The sequence below is a fragment of the Erwinia sp. TECH1 genome, assembly GCF_054057575.1.
Genome location: NZ_JBSRZK010000001.1, coordinates 2,707,517 through 2,731,981 on the forward strand (window position 1 = coordinate 2,707,517; position 24,465 = coordinate 2,731,981).

General features: G+C 54.2%; 29 protein-coding genes. 8 read left to right on the plus strand and 21 right to left on the minus strand.

What is annotated here, in order from left to right; genetic code table 11:
- Nucleotides 1–5 precede the first annotated feature (5 nt).
- Nucleotides 6–458 carry a hypothetical protein gene (locus ACVWZ0_RS12630; RefSeq protein ID WP_253453701.1) on the plus strand — a complete coding sequence of 151 codons (453 nt, stop codon included), beginning with the start codon at nucleotides 6–8 and terminating at the stop codon, nucleotides 456–458.
- A 64-nt stretch (nucleotides 459–522) separates the two neighbouring features.
- On the opposite strand, the gene ACVWZ0_RS12635 is transcribed toward ACVWZ0_RS12630, so the two are convergent.
- The 6 genes from ACVWZ0_RS12635 to ACVWZ0_RS12660 all read right to left on the minus strand — a co-directional run bounded on the left by ACVWZ0_RS12635 (nucleotide 523) and on the right by ACVWZ0_RS12660 (nucleotide 4,485).
- Nucleotides 523–702 (minus strand): con-10 family general stress protein, encoded by a 180-nt coding sequence (locus ACVWZ0_RS12635; RefSeq protein WP_253453698.1) that lies wholly within the window; start codon nucleotides 700–702, stop codon nucleotides 523–525.
- 753 nt (nucleotides 703–1,455) lie between these two features.
- Nucleotides 1,456–1,734, minus strand: a complete 279-nt coding sequence (locus tag ACVWZ0_RS12640) for a hypothetical protein (protein ID WP_253460951.1) — start codon at nucleotides 1,732–1,734, stop codon at nucleotides 1,456–1,458.
- A 127-nt stretch (nucleotides 1,735–1,861) separates the two neighbouring features.
- Entirely contained in the window at nucleotides 1,862–2,311 is a 450-nt protein-coding gene (locus tag ACVWZ0_RS12645) for a YcgN family cysteine cluster protein (RefSeq protein WP_253453697.1), read from the minus strand.
- Nucleotides 2,312–2,374: 63 nt separating this feature from the next.
- Complete coding sequence (locus ACVWZ0_RS12650) at nucleotides 2,375–3,034, minus strand: fumarylacetoacetate hydrolase family protein (protein WP_253453694.1); 660 nt, start codon at nucleotides 3,032–3,034, stop codon at nucleotides 2,375–2,377.
- A 29-nt stretch (nucleotides 3,035–3,063) separates the two neighbouring features.
- Nucleotides 3,064–4,122 carry a lytic murein transglycosylase gene (locus ACVWZ0_RS12655; protein WP_253453691.1) on the minus strand — a complete coding sequence of 353 codons (1,059 nt, stop codon included), beginning with the start codon at nucleotides 4,120–4,122 and terminating at the stop codon, nucleotides 3,064–3,066.
- A gap of 87 nt (nucleotides 4,123–4,209) precedes the next feature.
- Nucleotides 4,210–4,485, minus strand: coding sequence for a YcgL domain-containing protein (locus ACVWZ0_RS12660; RefSeq protein ID WP_253453688.1), 276 nt, complete (start codon nucleotides 4,483–4,485; stop codon nucleotides 4,210–4,212).
- 155 nt (nucleotides 4,486–4,640) lie between these two features.
- On the opposite strand from ACVWZ0_RS12660, the gene minC reads away from it, so the two are divergent.
- The 3 genes from minC to minE are packed head-to-tail and all read left to right on the plus strand — an operon-like array spanning nucleotide 4,641 to nucleotide 6,462.
- Nucleotides 4,641–5,333 (plus strand): septum site-determining protein MinC, encoded by a 693-nt coding sequence (minC, locus tag ACVWZ0_RS12665; protein ID WP_253453685.1) that lies wholly within the window; start codon nucleotides 4,641–4,643, stop codon nucleotides 5,331–5,333.
- Nucleotides 5,334–5,376: 43 nt separating this feature from the next.
- A complete protein-coding gene (minD, locus tag ACVWZ0_RS12670; RefSeq protein WP_125287791.1) occupies nucleotides 5,377–6,189 on the plus strand; it encodes a septum site-determining protein MinD in 813 nt (270 codons plus the stop codon).
- A gap of 3 nt (nucleotides 6,190–6,192) precedes the next feature.
- A complete protein-coding gene (gene minE / locus ACVWZ0_RS12675; protein ID WP_253453681.1) occupies nucleotides 6,193–6,462 on the plus strand; it encodes a cell division topological specificity factor MinE in 270 nt (89 codons plus the stop codon).
- A gap of 67 nt (nucleotides 6,463–6,529) precedes the next feature.
- Here the strand turns inward: minE and rnd are convergent, their stop codons facing one another.
- The 7 genes from rnd to ACVWZ0_RS12710 all read right to left on the minus strand — a co-directional run bounded on the left by rnd (nucleotide 6,530) and on the right by ACVWZ0_RS12710 (nucleotide 13,920).
- Nucleotides 6,530–7,636 carry a ribonuclease D gene (gene rnd, locus ACVWZ0_RS12680; RefSeq protein ID WP_253460948.1) on the minus strand — a complete coding sequence of 369 codons (1,107 nt, stop codon included), beginning with the start codon at nucleotides 7,634–7,636 and terminating at the stop codon, nucleotides 6,530–6,532.
- 109 nt (nucleotides 7,637–7,745) lie between these two features.
- The gene (gene fadD, locus ACVWZ0_RS12685; RefSeq protein ID WP_253453677.1) at nucleotides 7,746–9,422 is read right to left on the minus strand and encodes a long-chain-fatty-acid--CoA ligase FadD; all 1,677 of its coding nucleotides are present in this window, start codon (nucleotides 9,420–9,422) and stop codon (nucleotides 7,746–7,748) included.
- Between the two features lie 210 nt (nucleotides 9,423–9,632).
- Entirely contained in the window at nucleotides 9,633–10,232 is a 600-nt protein-coding gene (locus ACVWZ0_RS12690; protein WP_253453674.1) for a Slp family lipoprotein, read from the minus strand.
- 110 nt (nucleotides 10,233–10,342) lie between these two features.
- A complete protein-coding gene (gene tsaB / locus ACVWZ0_RS12695) occupies nucleotides 10,343–11,038 on the minus strand; it encodes a tRNA (adenosine(37)-N6)-threonylcarbamoyltransferase complex dimerization subunit type 1 TsaB (RefSeq protein WP_253453671.1) in 696 nt (231 codons plus the stop codon).
- 61 nt (nucleotides 11,039–11,099) lie between these two features.
- Nucleotides 11,100–13,001 carry an ATP-dependent DNA helicase gene (locus ACVWZ0_RS12700; protein WP_253453668.1) on the minus strand — a complete coding sequence of 634 codons (1,902 nt, stop codon included), beginning with the start codon at nucleotides 12,999–13,001 and terminating at the stop codon, nucleotides 11,100–11,102.
- A 215-nt stretch (nucleotides 13,002–13,216) separates the two neighbouring features.
- A complete protein-coding gene (locus ACVWZ0_RS12705) occupies nucleotides 13,217–13,354 on the minus strand; it encodes a hypothetical protein (protein WP_253453666.1) in 138 nt (45 codons plus the stop codon).
- A 146-nt stretch (nucleotides 13,355–13,500) separates the two neighbouring features.
- On the minus strand, nucleotides 13,501–13,920 hold the full coding sequence (locus ACVWZ0_RS12710) for a DUF4186 domain-containing protein (protein ID WP_253453664.1): 420 nt from the start codon (nucleotides 13,918–13,920) through the stop codon (nucleotides 13,501–13,503).
- Between the two features lie 571 nt (nucleotides 13,921–14,491).
- On the opposite strand from ACVWZ0_RS12710, the gene ACVWZ0_RS12715 reads away from it, so the two are divergent.
- On the plus strand, nucleotides 14,492–14,788 hold the full coding sequence (locus tag ACVWZ0_RS12715) for a hypothetical protein (RefSeq protein ID WP_253453661.1): 297 nt from the start codon (nucleotides 14,492–14,494) through the stop codon (nucleotides 14,786–14,788).
- 11 nt (nucleotides 14,789–14,799) lie between these two features.
- Entirely contained in the window at nucleotides 14,800–15,315 is a 516-nt protein-coding gene (locus ACVWZ0_RS12720) for a hypothetical protein (RefSeq protein ID WP_253453659.1), read from the plus strand.
- Nucleotides 15,316–15,420: 105 nt separating this feature from the next.
- On the opposite strand, the gene ACVWZ0_RS12725 is transcribed toward ACVWZ0_RS12720, so the two are convergent.
- Nucleotides 15,421–15,663, minus strand: a complete 243-nt coding sequence (locus ACVWZ0_RS12725) for a DNA polymerase V (protein ID WP_253453656.1) — start codon at nucleotides 15,661–15,663, stop codon at nucleotides 15,421–15,423.
- 71 nt (nucleotides 15,664–15,734) lie between these two features.
- Nucleotides 15,735–16,943 carry a tail fiber domain-containing protein gene (locus ACVWZ0_RS12730; protein ID WP_253453653.1) on the minus strand — a complete coding sequence of 403 codons (1,209 nt, stop codon included), beginning with the start codon at nucleotides 16,941–16,943 and terminating at the stop codon, nucleotides 15,735–15,737.
- A 128-nt stretch (nucleotides 16,944–17,071) separates the two neighbouring features.
- Here ACVWZ0_RS12730 and cor point away from each other — a divergent pair, with 128 nt between their 5' ends.
- The gene (gene cor, locus ACVWZ0_RS12735; protein WP_253453650.1) at nucleotides 17,072–17,290 is read left to right on the plus strand and encodes a phage exclusion lipoprotein Cor; all 219 of its coding nucleotides are present in this window, start codon (nucleotides 17,072–17,074) and stop codon (nucleotides 17,288–17,290) included.
- Here the strand turns inward: cor and ACVWZ0_RS12740 are convergent.
- From ACVWZ0_RS12740 to ACVWZ0_RS12760, 5 genes are read right to left on the minus strand one after another with little or no spacing between them, the layout of a single operon-like run.
- Entirely contained in the window at nucleotides 17,285–18,256 is a 972-nt protein-coding gene (locus tag ACVWZ0_RS12740) for a hypothetical protein (protein WP_253453647.1), read from the minus strand. The genes cor and ACVWZ0_RS12740 overlap by 6 nt on opposite strands.
- Nucleotides 18,253–21,444, minus strand: coding sequence for a host specificity protein J (locus ACVWZ0_RS12745; protein WP_253453644.1), 3,192 nt, complete (start codon nucleotides 21,442–21,444; stop codon nucleotides 18,253–18,255). The genes ACVWZ0_RS12740 and ACVWZ0_RS12745 overlap by 4 nt, the downstream gene beginning before the upstream one ends.
- A gap of 52 nt (nucleotides 21,445–21,496) precedes the next feature.
- Nucleotides 21,497–22,141: a tail assembly protein gene (locus ACVWZ0_RS12750; protein ID WP_253453641.1), complete on the minus strand. Its 645-nt coding sequence runs from the start codon at nucleotides 22,139–22,141 to the stop codon at nucleotides 21,497–21,499.
- A complete protein-coding gene (locus ACVWZ0_RS12755; protein ID WP_253453639.1) occupies nucleotides 22,134–22,853 on the minus strand; it encodes a C40 family peptidase in 720 nt (239 codons plus the stop codon). Before ACVWZ0_RS12755 ends, ACVWZ0_RS12750 begins: the two co-directional genes overlap by 8 nt.
- A gap of 2 nt (nucleotides 22,854–22,855) precedes the next feature.
- Nucleotides 22,856–23,593 carry a phage minor tail protein L gene (locus ACVWZ0_RS12760; RefSeq protein ID WP_253453636.1) on the minus strand — a complete coding sequence of 246 codons (738 nt, stop codon included), beginning with the start codon at nucleotides 23,591–23,593 and terminating at the stop codon, nucleotides 22,856–22,858.
- Between the two features lie 174 nt (nucleotides 23,594–23,767).
- Between ACVWZ0_RS12760 and ACVWZ0_RS12765 the strand changes: the two genes are divergently transcribed.
- Nucleotides 23,768–24,025, plus strand: coding sequence for a hypothetical protein (locus ACVWZ0_RS12765; protein WP_253453633.1), 258 nt, complete (start codon nucleotides 23,768–23,770; stop codon nucleotides 24,023–24,025).
- Nucleotides 24,026–24,121: 96 nt separating this feature from the next.
- Here the strand turns inward: ACVWZ0_RS12765 and ACVWZ0_RS12770 are convergent, their stop codons facing one another.
- Nucleotides 24,122–24,463 carry a phage tail protein gene (locus ACVWZ0_RS12770; protein WP_253453630.1) on the minus strand — a complete coding sequence of 114 codons (342 nt, stop codon included), beginning with the start codon at nucleotides 24,461–24,463 and terminating at the stop codon, nucleotides 24,122–24,124.
- Between the last annotated feature and the right edge of the window lie 2 nt (nucleotides 24,464–24,465).

Sequence of the window (24,465 nt, forward strand, 5' to 3'; positions counted from 1 at the left end):
TGGAGATGGGCGCCCCGCTTCTCGCTGCGCTTTTCCTGGATATCAATGCGCTGGTGATTGGCTTTATGATCGTGATGTTCTTCTGCCACGAAGCGACAGCATTGTGGGACGTCAGCTATGCCGTAACCGCCCGGCGAGTATCGCCCGTAGAGCAGCATATCCACAGTTTTCTGGAGAGGGTGCCGTTAATGGCGCTGTTACTGGTGATTTCGCGACACTGGTCGCAGTTTCTGGCGCTGTTCGGCCTGGGCGCAGAGCCTGCCCGCTTCGATCTTCATCAGCGAGCCGATCCTTTACCTGACGCATATATTGCCTGTGTTCTGGCCGGAATACTGTTTTTTGAACTTATACCCTATCTGGAAGAATACTGGCGGGGTAAGAAGGCTCAAAAGAAAGTCTATAAAAAGACTAATAACTTCATTTTTTATAAAGTTCAGATAGAGAATTTACCTGTATAAATAAATTTAACCCCGGCATTAAATGCCGGGGCTGGCATATTAAGCGATAAATTTCCGTTCGCTTTTATTCAGACTTGCGTCCGCCGCCGTGGCTATGCTCACCCCCTTTCTTGCCTGCTTCTGATGCTTTTTCACGGTCGTTAGCAAAATTACCTGCGCTATTTTGACCGCCTTTTTTACCTGCCTCAGAGGCTTTTTCACGGTCTTCTGCAAAGTTTCCAGAACCGCCACGATGTTCAGCCATAATCTCCTCCTGAATACAAACTTCATTAGTTAATTGGCAACCGGCTTTTACGCCGGGAATTTCGTGTTGCGTAATTAAGAGTAGATAAAAGCTTTGTATTTGCAAAAGTGTTAACCGCTTCGCTTAATAAAAAATTATACAAGCACACCGACGTGTACAAATTTAAATATAGGGCGCGTGATTTTTTCCGTTCAGGGATAATAATTTATCTAATAGAATAAGAATAACCCCAAAGGTGCAAGAAACAAAAAATTACATTTTGATATTTAAGAAAACACCAATGAAACAGACGAATTACCCTACCTGGCTGGTTACCTTGTCGTTCTTTGCGAATATCTGTGGACAGACTGCTCACTAACAAGCTGTTTTCGTTTAACTTTCTTGGGTGAAACTATGCGAACGGCTGATTTGCACTGCAACAACGTATTGCCGTCGTCTGGCTGTATTGGGCACAAATGTGCAGTCAGGCCAGACGGCGAGCTGATTTTGGCAGCTAACAACGTATTGCCGTCTACCATAAACCCCAATCAGTCCATGGAAAGGTCAGAAATGGCCTGAAGACAGACCCTGAAGCAGTGAAAAGGCCAAATGACGAAGCGCAACGCTAATGCGTCGTGGGCTTGTTTTAAGCGTGCTAAAAAGCAAGCCGGCTCATCTTACGGAATGGGGATAACAGCCGGGCTTAGAAACAGAGCGGGACAACTGTCCCGCAGTCAGTCTGCGCTCTTATCGTTAGAGTGCGCAGCAGGACAGCTATTGCTGCATGTCAGCAAGCGTTTTTTCCTCGCTCGTCTCCTCGACGACCATGACCAAAGGGCATTTTTTAACCTTACAGGCCTGGGAGTAGGCGAGTTCACAAACCTCACACAGATCGCGTACCTCTGATTCGTATTCATATTCCATAAAATAACGAAACGTAGCGCTGCGCGATGCTGTTCTCCAGAACCTCTGCTGTTCCAATATTTCATCAAGCTGCCTGAAAGTCAGGGCTGAAGGGTTATGGAAACCCACTCTCACACGGTATGTAGTCATACCCTGATTATTTGCAGAGTCACGCAACTTATCCAGGCGGTGCTGATTCTCATTGAGATAGGCAAAACCTAAACTGCGTAGTCAGGTAGCAGCAGCCGGAACTGAAGACATCTGTCAGCCCGTTAGTCTATTTACCGTACCAGCGCGGCTTATTGATGATGTGATCTTCCCAGTCCTGCACTTCGCTTTCGCGTACGGCAATATGGCGAACAGAAATACGTGCCGCGTGCATCGCCGCCTTGCTGCCGCTGCGCAACGGATGCCAGACGGGCAGATTCTTGCCTTCGGCCAGCACCCGGTAAGCACAGCTCGGCGGCAGCCAGGAAAACGTCGGCAGGTTATCGCGCGTCAGCTTGATACAGTCTTCTTCCAGCTCAAAGCGGCGTTCGTAGTTACGACACTGGCAGGTTTTGATATTCAGCTGATTGCAGGCGACGTTAGTGAAGTAGATTTCATCCGTATCGGCGTCCTGCAGCTTGTTCAGACAGCACTGGCCACAGCCGTCGCACAGGGATTCCCATTCCTCATCGCTCATTTGCTCCAGCGTCTTTTGCTGCCAGAAAGGGGTATCACTCATTTTGCTGTCCTGTTTAGTTAAAAGCCCGCACCTTATAAACAGTTCGGGCCTGAGTTGCAAGTCTTACAGCACGCGCGTCGCCACGCCGCGTCCGCCCAGCGACACTTCCAGCGTATCGCCAGAGGACATCGGGCCAACGCCTTCAGGCGTGCCGGTCAGGATAATATCGCCCGCGCGCAGCGTGAAGAACTTACTCATATAGGCAATCAGCGGCAGGATTTTATGGATCATATCCGCAGTGGAACCCTGCTGACGCATTTCGCCATTGACGATCAGCTTTAGCTCGATATCCTGCGGATCGGCGCCCAGCTCGCTGGCGGCAATAAAACCGGAAACCGGGCAGGAATTGTCGAAGCCTTTCGCTTTTTCCCACGGCTGTCCCGCTTTTTTACAGCCGGCCTGCACGTCACGCAGCGTTAAATCCAGCGCCACGCCGTAGCCTGCAATAGCTTTCGCCACGTGCTCTTCCGTTGCCTGTTTCAGCGTGGCGCCAATCAACACTGCCAGCTCAACTTCATGATGCACCGCGCCCAGATCTTTCGGGATCGACAGCGGCTGACGAAGATCGCACAGCGCGGTTTCCGGCTTGATAAACAGGACAGGCTCAGCAGGCGTCGCGCTGCCCATCTCTTTAATATGTTTTGCATAGTTGCTGCCTACGCAGACCACTTTGCTCACCGGGTAATCTAATAAAGCGCCCTGCCAGTTATGATGCTGATACATACTGTTCCCCTGCCTGTTTGCGTGAGTGGTCAGTGGACCACATCCTGTTGAGAAATGGCGTCGGCCATCATGCCGATACTGATGGCGAAATAATATGATCGGTTCCAGTGCATAATGACGCGGAAGTTGTCGTAAACCATAAAGGCCCGGCCCGGCGCGTCGTCGGGCAAAATAATCCAGCTGCGCTGCGCATTATCCGGCAGCGGCGCATCATCGCTGAAGCGTACGCCCAGTTTTTGCCAGTCGCCAACCGATTTCGCCTGGTCGGTTTTCAGCCCTGCCTGCGCTTTAGCAAAATCGACCGGCAGGATCACCTCCTGGCCCCAGCGCCCGCCGGGCTTCCAGCCTTCCGTTGCCAGATAGTTGGCCGTAGAAGCAAACACATCCTCCACGTTATTCCAGATATCGATTTGCCCGTCGCCGTCGCCGTCCGCGCCGTAGCGCAGGAAAGAAGAAGGCATAAACTGATTCTGCCCCATCGCGCCAGCCCAGGAGCCCTTCATCTGCGCCGCGCTGATATGCTGCTGCTGAATAATCCGCAGCGCCGCCATCAGCTCTTTAGTGAAGAAGGCTTCGCGGCGTCCTTCAAAAGCCAGCGTAGAGAGCGCAGAGACGATCTCTTCTTTTCCCTGGATTTTGCCGAAGCTGCTTTCCATCGCCCAAAGCGCCACTATATATTCCGGCTGCACGCCATAACGCTGGCTGGCCGTTTGCAGCTGCGGCAAATACTGCTGGAAGTTTTCGCGCGCACGCTGCTTTTTCCATTCCGGCAGCACGCGCGTCAGATAGTCGTCCAGCGTGACTTTCTTTTCTAACTGGTTACGGTCGGCAGAAATAGCGCGGTCGACGAAATGAATATTGCTGAAGGCAGTGTCGATAGTGGCGGCATCTATGCCCTGCTCCCGCGCCTGGCGCTTAAGCTCCTCGACATAGGCGGGAAACTCCGCCGGATCGCGCCCGGTTGCGGCCAGCGTGGTTTTCTGCTGCGCCGGCGCGGCGTTTTTTTTCTCAAGGGCTTTACTGTTCTTGCTGGCACAGCCGGCCAGCAGCAGGGAAAAAATAAGCGTGGTGAAGAGAGGTTGCTTCATAAAAGGCCCTTTTTACGTGCTTCCCGCCGTCAATAATATCCGGCGGGAAGAAAAGCGGTGGGAAAATAGCTTGCAGATGATTCCTAATTAATCTTTTTTACCTTTTTCCAGATGCATCTTAAGCAGACTTTCCATCGGCGGCGGCACCTGTAAATAATAACCTTGCTCCAGCAGCGCCGTTTTCACTTTTGCCTGGTCCGCATTGGCCAGGCGTTTACTGCCGTCCAGCGGCAGGACCATCGCCAGCTGGGGTTTACCAAATCCCTGAAGCAGTTCAGCAGGCACGCGCGAGAAATCGTCTTTTTTTTCAACATAAAGATAAGTCTGGTCACGTTTAGGACTTCTGTAGATCACACAAAACATATTTTTTACTCGAATTAACCTGGTCGGTGGCTTGCCTGAATATAGCAGTAACTATAACATGCTTGCTGAACTTCGGAATATCGTCCGGGCGCGATTAACCGTCACTCTGACGGAGATTTCGCCGGGATTTGAAATAACAGGACTGAGCGGGACAGATGTCACAAACGCCAATCGAGTTAAAGGGCAGCAGTTTTACTCTGTCTGTAGTTCACTTACACCACCACGATGCGGATGTGGTGCGCCAGGCGCTTCAGGATAAAGTCAGCCAGGCTCCCGCTTTCCTGAAAAACGCGCCGGTTGTGCTGAATGTTTCCACCTTAACCAGCGAGGTTAACTGGCGGCAGATGCAGCAGGCTATCGCGTCGACCGGCCTGCATATTGTCGGCGTCAGCGGCTGCAAAGACGAGGCGCTCAAGCGCATGATTGTGCGCGCCGGTCTGCCGCTGCTGTCTGAAGGCAAAGAACAAAAGCCCGCGCCTGAAGCGCCGGAGCCGGCTAAGCCCGTTGAGATCCCGGCGGCCAGAACGCGCGTCATCAACGCGCCCGTTCGCTCTGGCCAGCAAATATACGCGAAAAACAGCGACCTGATCGTCACCAGCAGCGTCAGCGCGGGTGCCGAACTGATAGCCGACGGCAATATCCATATCTATGGCATGATGCGCGGCCGGGCCTTAGCCGGGGCCGGCGGCGATCGCGACTGCCAGATTTTTTGCACGAATTTATCCGCAGAGTTAGTGTCCATTGCCGGTGAGTACTGGATTATGGACCAAATCCCTGCTGAATTTTTTGGAAAAGCGTCACGTCTTTGCTTAAAAGATGGCGCCCTGACTATACAGACACTGAACTGAGCCAGGCTCACGAGCCCTTTCTTTTCTTAAGGAAAATTATTATATGGCACGCATTATTGTTGTTACATCGGGTAAAGGAGGCGTGGGCAAAACCACGTCCAGCGCGGCCATCGCTACCGGTTTAGCCCAGAAAGGTAAAAAAACCGTCGTGATCGATTTCGATATCGGTCTGCGAAATCTCGACCTGATCATGGGCTGTGAGCGCCGGGTAGTCTACGATTTCGTTAACGTCATCCAGGGTGACGCCACGCTTAATCAGGCGCTGATTAAAGATAAGCGTACTGAAAATCTGTTTATCCTGCCTGCTTCACAGACGCGTGACAAAGATGCCCTGACCCGCGAAGGCGTGGAAAAAGTGCTTAACGATTTAGCCACGATGGCGTTTGATTTCATCGTATGCGATTCACCGGCGGGTATTGAAACCGGCGCGCTGATGGCGCTCTATTTCGCTGACGAAGCGATTATCACCACCAACCCGGAAGTCTCCTCTGTCCGCGACTCCGACCGTATTCTCGGCATTCTCTCTTCCAAGTCTCGCCGCGCGGAAAACGGTCAGGATCCGATTAAAGAACATCTGCTGCTCACCCGTTACAATCCGGGGCGCGTTAGCCGCGGCGATATGCTGAGCATGGAAGACGTGCTGGAGATCCTGCGCATTCCGCTGGCGGGCGTGATCCCTGAAGATCAGTCCGTGCTGCGCGCATCTAACCAGGGCGAACCGGTCATTCTGGATATCGATTCCGACGCGGGCAAAGCCTATGCCGATACCGTCGATCGTCTTCTGGGTGAAGAACGTCCCTTCCGCTTCATTGAAGAAGAGAAGAAGGGTTTCCTGAAACGCCTGTTTGGGGGATAAAACATGGCCTTACTTGATTTCTTTTTATCCCGTAAAAAAAGCACAGCCAATATAGCCAAGGAACGGCTGCAGATTATCGTGGCGGAGCGCAGGAGGGGCGACGCCGAGCCTCACTATCTGCCGCAGCTGAAAAGAGACATTCTGGAAGTTATCTGCAAATACGTGAAGATCGATCCGGAAATGCTGAGCGTTAAACTGGATCAGAAAGATGACGATATCTCCATTCTGGAGCTTAACGTGACGCTGCCTGAGGCAGAAGAAACCCCGAAATGAGCCTTTGCCACGCCTGACTTTCCCCTGCCTGTTTGCAGGGGAAAAGGGCTGCGGGCAGCCCGCGTCGTTAGTAGTCTGCCAGCAACGCCAGAATGTCGTCGCGCAGCAGATCGCCCCGCCAGCCGTCGAGCAGCTCCGGCGTCCCCATCGGTTTCAGCTTCCAGTGCCAGTTCAGCAGCTGATTAATCTGCCGCCGCGAGGCCAGCAGTTCCTGACTGACGCCGTTTTTCTCCGCCGCTTCCGCCATTAGTGCCTTCAGCGCTTTAAAGACTTTTTTATAGGCGGGATTGTCGATCAGGTTAGCGACCGGCTCTGGCAGTTCGCTTTCCGGCAACGCATTGGCCTGCGCCACCATCGCCACCAGCGCCTTGCCGTGGAATCGTATTTCCTGGCCGCCCAGGCCAAGGTGATCCAGTTCGCCCAGCGAACCCGGCATATACCGCGCCACCTTCCAGAGGTTCTCTTCCCGCACCACAAAATTCACGGCCATGTCTTTTTCACGCGCCAGCTCCAGACGCCATGCGGCCATCAGGCGCAGCGCGGCAAGCTGGCGAGGACGCAGCTGCCAGGCATTGGCGATGTCGCGCCAGGCCTCTTCCGGCACCACAACGGTACGGCGACGCTGACACAGCAGGCCACACTCGTTCAGCGCGGCGTTGAGCCGACCGGCCGCTTCGGCTTCCGCCATCAGTTTCTGCGCAATCGGCAGCAGATACCAGACGTCCGCGGCGGCATAGTGGCACTGCTTTTCCGTCAGCGGACGCGCCAGCCAGTCGGTGCGCGATTCGCTCTTATCCAGCGCGATGCCGGTAAAAGATTCCACAATGGTGGCAAAACCGCAGGAGAGCGGCCGGCCGGTGAAAGCAGCCAGGATTTGCGTATCAATCATCGGTTCCGGCAGCACGCCATACTCATGCAGGAAAACTTCCAAATCCTCGCTGCCCGCGTGCAGATATTTAATGACGTTTTGATCGAGGAGCAGCTCACGAAACGGCGTCCATTCGCTGATGGGCAGCGGATCGATCAGTGAAACCCGCTCGCCGTCAAACAGCTGAATCAGTCCAAGGCCGGGATAATAGGTGCGGGTGCGAACAAACTCGGTGTCCAGCGCCACGGCGGGAACCTGACGGGCGGCCTGGCACACTTCGGCCAGCGCCTCGTTGGTGGTTATCATGGTGTAATTCAAGGTGATCCTCTCGCTGCGGCTTCTTGTGCCTCAGTGTGGTTCAATAAAAACGCCGGCTTAACCGGCGTAGAAGTTACTGGCGTGCGCCTGACTACGGCTACGGCGTCGTTTTTGCCGACGCGTCGCGCAGCTCGCGGCGCAAAATTTTGCCGACGTTGGTTTTCGGCAGCTCGTCGCGGAATTCGACAATCTTAGGAATTTTATATCCGGTCAGATGCTTCTTACAGTGGGCGATTAACTCTTCTTTGGTCAGCGAGGCGTCTTTTTTTACCACGCAGATCTTCACCGTCTCGCCGGCTACCGCATCAGGAACGCCTACCGCCGCCGCCTCGCGCACTTTGGGATGCAGCATAGCCACATCTTCGATCTCATTAGGATAAACGTTAAAACCGGAAACCAGAATCATATCTTTTTTCCGATCGACGATGCGAATAAATCCTTCCGCATCGACGGTAACAATGTCGCCGCTGTGCAGCCAGCCGTTTTTCAGCACCTCGCCGGTGGCCTGCGGATGATTCCAGTAGCCCGGCATAACCTGCGGCCCTTTAATGCAAAGCTCGCCCGGTTCGCCCGGCGCTACCTCGTTACCCTCGCCGTCCACGATGCGGATATCGGTCGACGGCACCGGCAGGCCGATGCTGCCGCTGTGGTAACGGATATCGTAAGGATTCACCGAAACCAGCGGCGAACACTCCGTCAGGCCGTAACCTTCCAGCAGATAATGACCGGTAAGCTTCTCCCAGCGTTCGGCAACGGCTTTCTGCACGGCCATGCCGCCGCCCGCCGACAGCGACAGGCTGGAAAAATCCAGCTGCTGGAAGTCTTTGTCGTTCAACAGCGCGTTAAAAAGCGTGTTGACGCCGGTAATGGCGGTAAAGCGGTTTTTCGCCAGCTCTTTCACCAGCCCCGGAATATCGCGCGGATTGGTGATCAGCAGGTTCGCCCCGCCCAGATCGATAAACAGCAGGCAGTTCACCGTCAGCGCGAAAATATGATAAAGCGGCAAGGCGGTCACTACCGTTTCTTCGCCCGCTTTCAGCAGCGAGCCATAGGTCGCCTTGGTCTGCTCCAGGTTGGCCTGCATATTGCGATGGGTCAGCATCGCCCCTTTCGCCACGCCTGTCGTCCCGCCCGTATACTGCAAAAAAGCCAGATCGTCGTTCACGATCGCAGGCCGGACATACTGCATCCGGTAGCCTTCTTGCAGCACGCGACGGAAGGAGATAGCGCCCGGCAGATGGTATTTCGGCACCATCCGCTTGATATAGCGCACCACAAAATTAACCAGCGTGCCCTTAGCCGGGGAAAGCTGGTCGCCCAACCGGGTCAGGATCACGTGCTTAAGCTGCGTTTTCGCTACCACTTTTTCCAGCGTATGGGCGAAGTTTGACACGATGACGATGGCGCTGGCGCCGCTGTCGTTAAGCTGGTGCTCCAGCTCGCGCGGCGTATAGAGTGGATTGACGTTAACAACAATCATGCCTGCACGCAGAACGCCAAACAGCGCAATCGGATACTGCAACAGGTTGGGCATCATCAGCGCGACGCGATCGCCCTTTTTCAGTCCCAGTCCCTGCTGGAGATAGGCGGCGAAAGCCCGGCTGCGCTCTTCCAGTTTACGATAGGTCATCGCCTGGCCCATGTTCATAAAGGCGGGCCTGTCGGCATAGCGGTTAGCGGCGTGTTCGAAAAGATCGATCAGGGAAGGATAACGATCGGCATCGATTTCTGCGGGAACATCTGCAGGGTAGCGGTTCAGCCAAACCTTATTCAAGGAAACACCTCGGAAACTCAACGTTGTCGTCATCACAACCTCTTAACTGCTCCATCTGTTAACATTATATTAACTCAGCGTACCAGTTTGCTGGCCCGTTCCGTTTTGAGGTTGCGAAGCATATCACTAATTTCTTCTCGTTTTGAGAAGCCAAAAAATAACCCGACGGCCGGAAACCAGCCGTCGGGTCTGTAACGCTCGGTCTGAGCGCTATTCGGTCAGGATAGTTTGCACTTCCGCTGGCCCTGGATTATAGAACATCATTCCCGGCGGCGGGCCCCAGTAGCCGCCACGATGGCGACCGCGCGGCGGGCCATACCAGATCCAGGGATCCATCGGCGGCTGCGGTGAAACAACCTGCTGCGTCAGGCGCCAGCGCTGATAGCCCGTCACGGCGACCGTGACAAACTGGTAGCTCGCCTGGCCGATTTCGCCCTTTTCCGTGCCTTTGATCGTACCGACAACCGTCACCATCTGATTATTGAGGTCGACAGGATCGACAAAGCCATTGATATCCGCATAAATACGGCCAATCGATGGACTGCCCAGCAGCGGACGCGCAAAATCGTCCAGCCGCATGGCGGCAATCTCCAGCCGGGTCGAGCCGTTCTGATTGGTGACCTTCACCACCTTGCCGCCAAAGCGCGACTCCTGGCCGACATACAGCTGCGGCGCATTCAGCACCCGCGCCAAATCCTGCTGCGGCGTAGGCGAATGCCCTTTGACGGAATCCGGCACGCTGGCGCAGCCCGCCAGCAGCAGGGAAATTAACAGCAAACTACCTGACCGCAATAACCGTTTATTACGCATAAAAACTCTCCAGGGACACTACTCACTTTGACTCCTTTCGGGCCAATTAGTTGCTGAGTTTTTCTCTGCCCGGCTCGTTTCACGCAGCTTAAGGCGCGGCGCGGCCAGACTTATTCCCTGCCCGGCAGCTTTTTCCAGGTGACTTCGTTGCGCAGGTAGGTCGGTTCCGCCTCTTCCGGCAGCACCGTATTGCCTGCCGCCAGCTCAAGCGCCGCCAACGGGATCATATCTTCCGCACAGGGCAGCGTTACCTCGGTCGCCTGTAAGGTCAGCGTACTCTCCGCGCTCAGCTGCGGATACGCCTGCCAGCCGGTTCCCACCATCGCCCAGCTACCGTTCAGCTGCGTCATACGCGCCAGCGCGTCCTCTGGTTTGAGCACCGCTTCGGTCTCTTCTCCCTGCCAGACGCCCTGCTCGTCGCGCTGATACTGTGCCCAGTACACTTCGCCCATACGCGCATCTATCGCGGCCAGCACGCGATCGGCGCCCTGTAAACGCCAGGCGCTCTGCGCCATGGTCTTCAGCGTCGACACGCCGATTAACGGCAGCGCCGCGCCCAAAGCCAGCCCCTGCGCGATGCCGGTTCCGATACGGACGCCGGTAAAGCTGCCCGGCCCTTTACCGAAGGCCAGTCCGTCCAGTTCGTTCAGGGTCAGCGCTTCTTGTTGCAGCTGCGCCTGCACCAGCGGCAGGATACGTTGCGTATGTTCGCGGGCGCACAGCTCAAAATGCGCCGTGACCTTGCCATTATTCAGCAACGCGACCGAACAGGCCTCGGTGGCCGTATCAATAGCTAAAATTCGCATGGATTTTTACCTCAGGCGGGACAAAATTTTCGGCGCGCAGCATAGCATACTGCGCGGGTAATTACTGCGGCCGCAGGAAATCCACCGCCTGTTGAATATCCCGCGTACGCGGCGTGGGCGGCAGGCTGTTCAGAAACACCGCGCCGTAGGGACGCATCACCAGGCGGTTATCGCAGATCACCAGCACGCCGCGATCGTCAACGTCGCGGATCAGGCGGCCGACGCCCTGTTTAAGCGTGATAACCGCGTCCGGCAGCTGCACCTCGTCAAACGGATCGCCGCCGCGCAGCTTACAGTCTTCCATGCGCGCTTTCAGCAAGGGATCGTCAGGCGAGGTAAACGGCAGCTTGTCGATAATGACCAGCGACAGCGCATCGCCGCGCACGTCCACCCCTTCCCAGAAGCTACTGGTCGCCACCAGCACCGCGTTGCCTGCCGCGATAAACTGTTTTAACAGCTCGCCTTTGCTGGTTTCTCCCTGTAGTAATACGGGCAGCGTCAGCATGGCGCGGAACTGCTCGGCCAGCTCGCGCATCATCTGATGCGAGGTACAAAGGAAGAAGCAGCGGCCGTTGTTAGCCTCGATCAGCGGCAGCAACATGCGCGCCAGCTGTCTGGCGCCACCGGGCTGATTGGGCGAAGGCAGATTGCGCGGCACGCACAGCAGCGCCTGGCTGGCGAAATCGAACGGGCTATTAAGGATCAGCGTTTCTGCGCCAGCGACGCCCAGCCTTTCAACAAAGTGGGTCATCTGCTCATTTACCGCCAGCGTGGCGGAGGTGAAAATCCAGCTGGCTGGGCGCTCGTCCATTACTTCCCGGAAGCGATCCGATACCGACAGCGGCGTCAGCGCCAGCACAAAATGGCGGCTGTTGCACTCATACCAGTAGCTGAAACCGGGCTGCGAGACATCTTTCAGCCGCTTCAGCCTGCCGCGATAGAGCGCCGCCCGTTCAAAGGCCGCATCCAGCAGCGCCGAACGGCCCAGCGACAGCTTCGCGACGTCATAACAAAGCTCCAGCGCATCGTCCAGCAGCAACAGCGCGCGCTGAATATTGGCGTTATTAAGGACTTCCCGCAGATTGCCGCGAAAGCCGGGATCGCCCAGCGCCAGGCGGAAATCCTGCGCGCTTTGCGCCAGCCGATCTGCAGATTTTTGCAGCTGCTGGGCGTCACGCACCTCGGTGCGATAGGCGATGGTGATGTCTTTGGCGAGATCCAGCAGCTGCTTGCTGGAAAGCTGCTGGCCGAAGTACTGGCTGGCGATATCCGGCACCTGATGCGCTTCATCAAAGATCATCACGTCCGCCTCCGGGATCAGCTCCGCAAAACCGCTCTCTTTTACCACCATATCGGCCAGAAAGAGATGATGGTTCACCACCACCACATCCGCGTCCATCGCTTTGCGGCGCGCTTTCACCACGAAACAGTCCTGATAGAGAGGACAGTCGCTGCCCAGGCAGTTGTCATTGGTGCTGGTGACCAGCGGCCAGACCGGGCTGTCTTCCGCCACGCCGCCGCAGGTGCTGATATCACCGTCCACCGTTTCGCTCGACCAGCCGCGCAGGTGCACCAGATCGCTCATCGCCTGCGCCGCCAGCTCGCCGCCCGCCATCGACTGCTGCTCCAGCCGCTCCAGGCAGAGGTAGTTCGAGCGCCCTTTCAGCAGCGCCAGTTTCCCTTTAAATGCTAATGCACGGGCGACCGTAGGCAAATCGCGGCTGTAAAGCTGATCCTGAAGCGCTTTAGATCCGGTAGAAATAATGACTTTTTTACCCGAGCGCAGCGCCGGTGCCAGGTAGGCATAGGTTTTGCCGGTTCCGGTGCCCGCTTCTACTACCAGCTCGCGCTTGTTATCGATGGCCGTTGTGACCGCCTCCGCCATCAGGCGCTGAGGTTCGCGTGGCTTAAAGCCTGGAATGGCCTGCGCCAGCGCGCCGTCTGCTGCAAAATCGTTTACCACGTATCCTCACCGCCCGTTAAAAAAAGCAGGCTATTATGGCAGTATTACCGTAAGGATACAAACCAATACAAATCAAAAGGTTATAGCTGAATCAGGCATGTTATGCCGCGAACGGACACAAAGAAAGGGGGTCAGAAAAGGAGGAGGCTGCGCCACTGTAGCGAGGCGCTTATAGTATTAACACTGCTTTATTTTCCCTGGTGAAAGAATCATCTTTAGCGGTGTGGGTAAGGCCAGCTATGATCCCAGCCCGACGCCGAAAGCAAGCCGGTCGCGATAAAATAGACCAGCAAAACCGCAAAAACGGCTATGGATATTTTTTCAATTAAAACAATAATCTTAGAAGATTGCATACGAATACCCCTTATTTTACCAGTGGATTTGCCTGCCAGAGCAAAACTAGAATGTTACCGGTAAAATCGCAAGCCTTTCCCTTTATCAATTCAATTAACTTTGTTAATGCATATTTCGTTTTTATAGCCACATCCCGCCACGGGCCTTACAGCAGCCTGAGCTGTTTATCCTTTGTCGGGTCTTTTTTGCGGCGCGGCGCGGGAGGCTGCGGCCGCTGCATCTCCAGCCGCAGCCAGTGCAGGATCGCCTGCACAACCCACGCCTGCTGCGCTGCCGTTAGCGGCTGGTGCGCAGGTATCTGGTGCCATTTGCTCAGGCAGCCGCGACAGCAGGTGGCCGTGGCATGCTGGGCAATAAATACCGGATGACCGCGCATCGGCGTTTGCTTGCCGTCATTAACAGGCTCTGCGGGAGCAAGGCGCTCACGAATAAAGTCAGCAGCATGCGCGACGATCTCCTCTTCGCCCTTGTCCAGGCAATAGCGGTATTCGCGGTGGCCTAAATGGAATTTTTGCCGAAACGGCGAGCGCGACAGGCGCAGAAAAAGATCGTCAATGGCGGGCATAATCAATCCAGGCAGAAAAAGTAAGGCAGAGCGCCAGCATAGCATTCTCCTGCCGCCGACAGGAATGCTGAGGGATGACAACCACGCAGGCATTATGCCAGGCTATCGGCCACTAAAGTGATAACAAGAGAGAACCTGATGCCTATTGATCGTCTTGACCCGGAACACCGCATGTCGGAAGCGACAATTCATACTTTAAATCAATAAATTACCGCATCCTGCCGCGCTCACACGTCCCATGATGACAAAACATGCAAAGGCTTGGAAAAGGTCACAAGCCTTTGCGTGTCCCAGATCTGTCCCATCAAAACGGCAGCCGGTCATCCCACACTTTCATCACCTGCAGAACGACGACGCCACGGATCAGCCATTTTTAAGATGCTTTCTTGGCTGTACATTCATCCAGCATGATTAAATTCACATAGGCGCCAATACATTAGCATGGGTTATGATAACGTGGTTCGTAGGTATATGAGCTGTTTGAGTGATGCAAAGTAAAATTTTATGTTAAAGATATCCGAGATTTTACCGATAGCCATTCATTAACGGTAATGATATATGTGAGGTAGTCATGAGCATTAAAAACGATCAGGAAATTACAAACAGTATTCCCGTCTATGCCAGCACAGCAGCAGCGGCATCATATAAAGCGGGCGAAGAAGCCTATGTCGATTTAATGTTTTTAAGATCGCATTTTGTAGTTAATGAGGCCTCGTTACCTACATCGATCCCCGGAGAAGACGGTTTGCAGCAGCAAGAGGCTAACTTAGTCTTTTCCAAAGTTGCTGCTGTGACTCTATCGGCAGGGCAAGCCAAAGAACTCATTAAGGCCATAGAACATCAACTAAGTAACCTAGCTAAGATTTAAGCGTGGTGACAATGCTTGTAACCCCTGTTGAAAGGACTTGTAAGTTACAGATAGCTATCACTTCGCCACCCATTGCTGTAGACATAGATTTGCCAGAAGATATAGATGTACGTAATTATTTTTTGGTACTGTCATCAAGGGTGGCTAGCGATATACAAGTACTATCCTCTGGAGTCAGAGCGGTTAGTTCTGCTACAATGACTCTATTGGATAACCATCCAGATCTCTTGGGAGATGAAATGAGCGAAAGAATTGCCAAATTAGAGAACAGCGTTGAGCATCTCGTGGCAACCGCAAAAGCAATGGATGCTAAGCTTGATTTGATCGTTAATACCATCGCCGACGTGAAGGCGGGCAATGCTGCGATTGTTCAAAATTACATCAACTATGATGCAAAGCTGGACAAAAAGCCCAGTAAGGATGAAGTTGAAAAACTTATATCACAAGCAACTAATAAACAGATTATCTGGTCAATCGGGACATTAATAGCGTTAGCTTTGTTACTGTACAAGCTACTTGCACCCTGAAAAGCGTAATTTTATCCTGAACCCTTAAGGCCCGCTCATAGCGGGCTTTTTTGTGCTTGGTCTCTACCTCATGCACTTACCTACTTCCTATGTTGGGGAATCCCATCAAAAGCCCCCGTTATTGGGATTGAATAGCTGAAAAGTCCGGCGATCGCCTTCTTCGGTGGAAACGTCCTTGAAGCTGCACTGGTAGATTTCTATCCACTCATTAGCCTCGCGCAGCGTCCAGATATGATTGTACTTTGCAAGGTTCTGCACAAAGTCCATTGTGGTTACTGTGCGGCGGCCCTGTGGGCTTATTTTGATGCTTTCTCTGTATGCCGTCCCGATATCGTCATAGCGTGCCATATGCCCTCCTTTATTTACTGTTTTTATATACAGTAGTTTAAGCATGGTCAACATGGCAACTGGCGGAAGGGTCAGGCATCGAGTCCGTCGATGGCTTTCATGCGGGCTTTCAACTCGTTAATATCTGTCGACTGATTGTCGATAATTCCCTGTTGGGCTTTGACGGCACCTACCAGCCTACTCAGCAGCGGCAGCATCTCTACACCCCAGATATCAAGTGGCTTGAGTGCCATATCATCAGCGACTTCATACAGGTCTTGGGCAATAAAGCCGCGCTTTGTGCTTTTATCCTCGCGACCGTCATCCCACACGAAAGAAGCCGGTTTAACTGACATTATTTTTTTCAGATCGTCTGCGTAGTCGATGTCATAATCGATATCTTTCTTGAGATTTCTGTCAGAAGTCGTAACTGAAACGTACCCGACATTGTTGTTGTTGATGAACCAGTTCAGGGTGCCGTTATAAAGCATGTTCCAGTAGTTGTTAACTTTCACACCATTTGATCCGGCCCCTGCAATGCCGTTCTTAAAGAGAACTGGAGCGCCGCTCATTGTGATAGTGCTGAGGGTCGAATCAGGAGTAAATTCGATTGCGCCATTTGCGCCATCACCTATTAAATATTTAGGTGCTCTGAAGTTAGCGCCAAGCAATGCGACATTACTCGCGTCATATTGAACGAACCTTGATGTAGTTGAGGTGCTGTTGTTGTATAAAAAATTCATAGATGGAGCGGCAGCTTTAATATTAACTCCGCCAAATGTAGGCGTGTCTGTAGCCCCAATGCCCAGGGCAACTAACGCATCAGCTTTAGTTTTTGCCCCGGTGCCGCCGTGCGAAACAGCGACCGCACCGTTCGTCAAATCTGCTTTGCCAGCAATCAGGTTAGTAATTGAATTCCACGATGGGCCGCTGTATGTGCTCCCGTCTGGTAGTTTGACGGTGACATTGCCGGTACCGCTGTAAACCTGCTGCCAGTTCGCTTTCTCCTGGATCATGCCGCGAATGATTTTCGACATGTCGTTCATGGCCTGCTGCGTAATCGCTGTCTGCAATGTTGCAGGAACAGCACTCCAGGCCAGGCCACTCGTTGTCGGCCCGGTAAATGGCGCGGCAATCGTCAGGGACGTGTCGGAAGCGATCGTTTGGACAATAAGCGTATAGGGTACGCCGCCAACAACCACACCGAGAAAGTCTCCTGTTTTAAGCTCAGTCGTAAAAGACGTTCCGGTACCGGCAACAGTTGCCGATCCGTTCGTTAAAGCAATAGTGCCTGCTGGCATAGCCATCTCCGATATAGACAGTCGTCTTTAATTTTTGATTAATCAATTAAGAGTAAAAAAAGCCTTTTATTATCTGGATAGGCCAGATAATTAATGTTATTAAATGTACATAATACAAGGATATTTAAATGAAAAAGATTACCATCATCATCTTCGCCGTTTGTACTGTTTCCGGATGCGTTTCCGGCTCGCCTCCAATTTGCTATAACAAAGCAAATATCACTAATCATGTTTATGACATTGCCGTCTTTAAAAAAGAGAACTCCCGTTATATGGCCGGGTATCCTTTCTATACATGGACTGATGAATCACAGTTTGTTGACACGTCAGAATGTGACAAGCTATAAGCCCAGTGCCTGTCTGTAATAAGCGTCGTAAACATTGCATTCAATATAACCGATAGTTCCTGCCACCCAGGTTGCTGGGCGCGAGCTGCCGGTTACCTGATTTTGCTGATAGCGGTCATTGGCCGTTACAGCGTAGTTACCAGCAGAATTCACCCCACCGCTGGCGCATTCAAACCACTGAATCCCATTTCCGGGAAATGCCGGATCGTTCATCTGGAAGAGGCAGGAAGTCACACCGTTTGTCGAAGCAAGAGGTACAGATGATGCCGTGGTTCCCCCGTTTAAAATGGACATTTTTAACGGCAGGCAGTTGTTATGCCAGACCATCTGACCTTGCCGGTAAAGGAAGAAGCCCCAGTTCGGTGCGTTAACCATCATCTTTGCAAACAGGTAAATTCTGCATGCCTGCATTGCATTCAGGCCAGTGTTACCCCTGAATTTTAATGACCAATAACCGTTCTGATTTACTTCTTCCCACCAGACGTGGTCATAACCCCCATTCAACGCGCGATGAAAGGCGATCATTGGTACGGATACCGGAATGTTTGTCTGGAGTATCTGCCCATAACCCGGCGTCAGGTCAATCACCTGCGCCAAATTATAAGGAGTGAAGTCGGGTGCGATTTTAAAAGTAGGTGGATTCGTGCTGTAGTCATACAGTGTGAAGCCGAAATAAAGGCTGCTGCCAGCGCCCGATGCTGGTGTAGCAGTGACCATCATTTTACAGCCGTTGGCGACGTCCCATGAAACGGTTTGGCCGCTAACTGACACTAAATACCTTCGGTTATCAGTCCCGGCAGAAGAGAACGTATTCATTAGCGCTGCGGAAAGGGTGAATCCCGGTAGCAAATAAGTTTTACTGCCAGAGCCTGATATGTCTATAACATCAGCGACAAAGTTAAATGACATCGCATTAAGGACGTCAAATGACGTACCTTTTACAAAAGCTTGATGCCCCACACTCATAGACGCTGCCCCATTACCGCCACCGGATTGTTGTTCTCGTCATAAGAAACAATCCTGTTATTGGAAATCAGCAGCCTGCCCTGCCCCGCCACCGAGCCATTAATCTCAAACGTTCCTGCCTTGTTAATATTCCACCCCGTGCTTCCTGCAACATAATTATTCGACTGGATATAATTCCCAATCATGGCGTTGGTTATCCAGCCCTCTCCAATGAACGCCTGGTTAATCAGCGTCTGACCGTCTTTAATGACAAATGGCGAATAATAGTTTCCGCTGCTGCCACTGATTACAACGAACTGGTTAGCGTTCACAGCAAGGCGGGTATCAACTGAAGAGCCATTGATGGTGACCGCGACAGACAGGCCCGCGTCGTAGTTCGTGCCGCCGTAGCGCAGCCCTGTTTTCAGCGTATATATCGCCGAGCCGCCGGACGCATCAGCGTAGGCCGTAAATTTCTGCTGCAGCGCGGCCTGCGTCTCAGCGTACTGCGCCACCACATCCGTTTCCAGTTGAGCTACTGAGCTTTCAGCGTCGGCTGCCACTTTCTGCGCCTGGAGTATGCCCGCGCGGTTCTCGCCGTAGGTGGCCCACTGCTGATCAACCGTTTCGTAGGTCGCCAGCATGCTCTGCAACAGTGCTTCCGGATCGGTTTCCAGCTCTGAGAGCAGCGCCTTTCCGTCCTCTGCGGTCAGAAATTTATCTGTAACGTCTTTCAGAAGCGCGGTGGCGTCCACGTTTGACATGCCGCCGACAAACGGCGTCCAGTCACCCTTATTGCCGATACGGTCAATAAGCCGCGCCCGGTACCAGCGGCGCACGCCTGCGGGCATCGGCCCGTGCTGATAGCTAACGCCGGGATAAGGCACGTTTGCCAGCAGTAGCGGATTCTGGCCGTCCGCCGTGGTGGCCTGCTGGATTTCGGTGTAGGCCGTGTCGCCGGATCCGTCCGGGAACGCCCAGGTAATGTCGATTGCCCACACCACATCATCAGTGGCTTTCAGGCTTACCGGCGTACCGGGCTTGCCAACCTTGCCATTCAGCGTGGTTGATTCGGCGTAGCCCCACGGCGAGGACACTTCCATCGCATTCACCGACCGCACGCGGACATCGTAGACACCGGCGTAAATGCCCTGAATGGTGAAACCCTGCGAGCTGACCTGGCCCACGTTTACCCAGTCGCCATTGTCCTTGCGCCACTGTGCCGTATAGCGGATGGCATTGTCGGCCCTGTCCCACGTCACCTGCATGGAGGCCACTGTAAGGCCCTGGGCAACGTGATCCACTTCGGTGATGATGATGTTTTTAGGCGCCTGCATCACGCCGGGCGGCGTCACGGTAATCGGTGCCGGGTCAATCTTCACGCCATCGTCGATGTAACGGTATTTGTTCGGATCATGCTGCACGCCTGACACTGTAAAAGTTCCGTCGTCGCCGGACGCGATGGAGGTTACGCGGAAGTACTGGATAGCCAGGTTGTCGCTGTCGATAGCCCACACCGCGCCAGCGGCTGGCGTCTGGCTGTAGGCAGTGCTGACGCGCATCGTTTTTTTATCGGCGCTGACAGAGGCAATGGTACGCGTCTGCGCGCTGCCGTCCGGCAGGTTAAGCACCAGACGATCGCCAGCGGCGTAATCTGCCGCGCGGTCCAGGGTAATACTCAGACCATTCACAGCGCTGACGCGGCCGCCGTTCGGCTTGCCCGCCCGGTACGGATCGGCCACGCCAATGATTTCAGCCGGCAGCGGGATATAACCGTCAAGGCCCACGCCAAACGAAATAGTCCCGTCCTTCGCGTTCGACAGGATAGCCCAGCGGCCGCGCCTGTGCGCTTCGCTTTGCGACGTGCAGCCAATGGCCGTCAGCTGCGTTTCGTTCACGCCGTAGCGCTGTACCAGGTCAGTATCGTAGACGCCCTCAATCGTGTCGGAATAGTGGTTCTGCGGGTCTGACCAGGATACCTGACACGACGTGTAGCGGTTCTTGTACGTCCCGCCCGCGTAGGTAAACAGGCCGTCGATAACGTTAGAAGCGTGATAGACAAAATCCACGTCGTTCTGCGGCACGTCAGCCTTCACATAAATCTGGTCGTTACCCCAGAAGGTGATGCCGCGAAAGATGGCCGCAATGTCCTTCAGCACGTTATAGGCGTCCTGCTGGCTCTGGATGTAAACGTTGCAGGTAAAGCGCGGCTCCGTGCCGCCCGCGCCGTCCGGCACCATCTCATCGCAGTATTGCGCAATGGCGTACAGCTCCCATTTGTCGATCATGGTCGCATCGACGCGGTTGCCCATACCGTAAATCTCGTCCAGCACCAGGTCATAGAAAACCCATGCCGGGTTATTGGAGTAAGCCCAGCGGAAGTCACCCGCCCAGGTGCCGCCATAGGTGCGCGTGGCAGGCTCGTAGGTTGTCGGCACCCGTACCAGCTTGCCCTTCGGCTTGCATGTTGTTTTCGGTACGCTGCCGTTAAACTGGCTGGAGTCCAGCTCCATATACAGCAGCGCAGTGTTGGGATAGCGCAGCTTGCTGTCGATGACCTCTGCCACTGAATACACGCTGAAGGCGTTAACCAGTTTGGTTGAGGTGGAATCAGCAGTGATGCGCCGGACGCGAACCGACCAGCCGGACGCAGCAGAAGGCAGATCGATACGGTGATCGCGCTGGTACTCTGACGTGGTTTTCCCGTCAAACGAGGCATTCACGACGTTCTGCCATGCTCCGCCGTCAACAGACAGGTCAATCGCGTACTGCGTCACGGTGCCAACCATATCGACGTTGTCTTTATAGGCATACTGGGCCGGAAGGCTCAGCTTCACGCGCACCGCGTCTAGATTCAGATCGGTGAACTGGCGCACCCAGGGCGAAGCGGCCTTTACCTGCACGCCAATGCTCAGCTCGTTATCAATTTCCGGCAGACCCTGTATGTAGGTCTGATCCTGCGTACCGTTGCGGTATTCCCACTTCACGCCGCTGAAATTGTATGAACCGTCATCGTTAGCCAGCGGCGTATCGTTCAGGAAAATTTGCTGCGCGGTCAGCTCTCCCTGAATCTCTCCCTCAGAGATGGCCAGCAGCATTTTCAGTTTGGCCACGGACAGCAGATCGTCCGGTTCTTCCACAGGCGTATGCGCGCTTCCGCCGCCGCCTTTTCTGCCCTGGATCATCGTTGCGCCCTGGAGTAATTGCATATTTCACCCACAAAAAAGGCCGCGCTGTGGCGGCCTGAAGCTGATTTGATTGCTACTGCTGGTCGCTGGAGAAGATGCCCGCGCTGATAATCGCGCCGCCAATCTCCCTGCTGCCGTACAGCAGCGGCACCGGATAGCCCATTGAAACGGTGTTAACCGGCGCGCCAAACGCGTAGTTGGGCTGGTTATCGGTGCTGGAGGCTGAGCCAATATTGTATTTTGGCTGCGGCGTCAGCATGCTCACCACGCCCCCGAGCATCATCGACAGCCCCATCCCGGTCAGGGCAGTTACCGCCAGCGCGGTTCCGCCCGTTGCCGCCGCGGCGCCGGTTGCCAGCCCCATTGTTGCGCCCCACGCGCCCAGCGAAGCGCCGGCAGTGAAGAACGCCGCAACCAGCGCCACCGCGCCGACCACAATTTGCAGCGCGCCGCCGCTTTTGCGCCCTTCGATCACCGGCATCATGCGGTATTCTTCCGCGCCGCCCGACATATCAAATTCCGCCAGGCCGATATTGTTGCCGCCGCACCAGAACGTGAAGCGCACGCCGTTGAGGTGAGCGTTCGACACGTACTTTTTGAATCCCGGCACGGTGGCGCACATTGCGCGCAGCATCTCCCGCAGGTCGGCCACGTGGTACCGGTGCGTTTTGCCAAATTTCTTGCCCGCCGCGCCGCCGAGCGTCAGTGTTTTAAGCATCCATTAACTCCTTTCTGCGCACGACACGCACCGTCCGATCCCGATAATATTTGCCGTAGGGCACCCGCGCCGACAGGTTGCCGAAGGCGTGGTGTAAAATGATGTTGTCGCCGAGATATATGGCAGCGTGGTTGGTGACCGGCGCGCTGACCTGCATCATCACCATGTCGCCCGGCCGCATATCCTCACGCGGCACCTCAACAAATCCTTCCGTCTGCCAGTTGTCGTCATAGCGGTTTTCTTTGCCGTCTTTCCACCACTCGTAATCCACCGACCAGTTATTCAGCTCAAGGCCGTGCTCCTGCCGGTAATAATCCATAACCAGCGTCCAGCAGTCGGCGTGGCCAAGCACCCAGCGCCGCCCGGCCAGCTCCCGATCTCCCCGTGGCGAAAGCGTGCAGAAATCGCCGTCCGGCCATGACATAATTCCCCATTCTACGCCGGAGTGATCGCACTGGATGCGGTCAACTTCAGACGGCACCAGCTGCACCACGTCAGGGTGAGAATGAATAATCATCAGCACCTCGCCCTGATCTTCCGCTGCGGCGTAATCGTCCGGCGCCAGGGTAAAGCTCTCGGTCGGCGTGTCGGAGATGTTCCGGCACGGCAGGTACTCCTGCGCCCGGCCAGTCTGAACCACCACGCCGCAGGCTTCTTTCGGGTATTCAGCCTGCACGTGGGCAGTGATGGCAGCCATAATTTTTTTCCGCATCGCTATCTCCCCTGAAGGTTCGCTGCCGGGAAGCCACCGAACGGCAGCGGCTGATCGTCGCCGAAACGCAGCTTGCAGTCGCTGAGGCGGCCGCCGCACACGTCCAGCGCCGGGTTATCCGTCGGCGTGCCGTCTTTCAGGAAATAGCGCGTGCCGTTGTAGTCGCAGCCCGTGCCGGTACGGTACCGGCCGCGCATGCACCAGGTGCAGACCGGCGTGATTTGCCGGGAGGGTAATTGCAGGCTCTGCACGTCAAACGGCGAGCACAGCTCAAAATCCACCTGTGAACGCGTTTCGGTTTTCTTCGCGTTTACATAAAAAAGCTGCACGCGCTCTTCCGTCGGCTGCGCGTTTGCATTGCCCGCCGTCCAGTTCGCCGCGTCGAGATACCGGGCGAGCGTGGTATGTACCCTGACCTTCGCCTTAACCAGATCGTCAAACTGCAGGCACAGAGCGGTGACGTAGTTTCCGACGTTGCCCACGGAAAGCGTTGGCGTCGGTTGCGATCCGGTACTGGAAAGCTCCAGCCCCTTCAGCTCATACGGATAAGGCTCGTACTCATTGCCCTGCCAGATAATCGACGGCAGGTTATCAGCGGCGAATGATGCCCAGCCTTCTGATGCGATGTTGTGCGCGTGAAAGCGCAGGATGTTGTCCAGGCCAAAGGCGGTGCCGTCAATTTCCAGCAGCTGGATAAGCTGGCCCGACTCCAGCTGCTGTATGTCCTGTGTAAAGCTCATATTCAGCCCATAAAAAAGGGACGCACTATGGCGACCGCTGGTTGGTTACTGATCGAATATCAGGATTCCGCTGATAGACCGTTAAGGATATGTTGAGTATTCAGCCCGTCCATGTTTGGGGCATGGGCGCACACAGTAATGAGGGATGGCCGATTACCTCTGAAAGGAAATAAAATGGTTTCTGATTTACTTATTGCTCGTTTAGAGAAACGCATTGTTGAACTCGAAGGAAAGTTCACACATCTGCATATCCGAAGCGAGCTAACTATGTACATCATTTCTGCAATGATTAGCGCGGGAGTGGTTAGACGAGATGGCGTTCAGGAACTGATTGAGAATGCCGATCTAACCAACTTTGGAAACAAAAATATTTCTGAAGCAGAAAGGAAAATCATGCTTACTTTGATAAACAAAGTAAAGATTTCTGAATAGTAGATGCGCCTATTAATGCTGACAGGAAAAGTGGCTTTCTGCTTTTCCTGTCTTTTCTTTTATTTTTCTTCATCTAAATCTCCTGCATCTCGGCGGTTAAGGCGCAAAGGCCTGTTCGAATGTGAAGGCTATTTCTGCAAAGTTACCGTTAATGAATTTAGGATTGATGGAGTCAGGCTTCACCCGATAGAGGTGCTTTTCGCCCCAGGGATTAGTCCACCAGAAAGAAGCCAGCACATGTGCCTTCAGAAACGCCCGCAGCGCCAGCATGTCAGCTTTATTGCCATTGCAGGACAATGCCCATAATTCCACAGCCGTGTTTATGCCCGCGCTGGCCACCTGTTTATAACCATCCCCGAACTGAGCCTGAAGCGTAGCAACGGCCAGCTGCTCGCTGGCCTGCACCTGCGGACACCAGTTAAATGTGTCGATTGCCATAA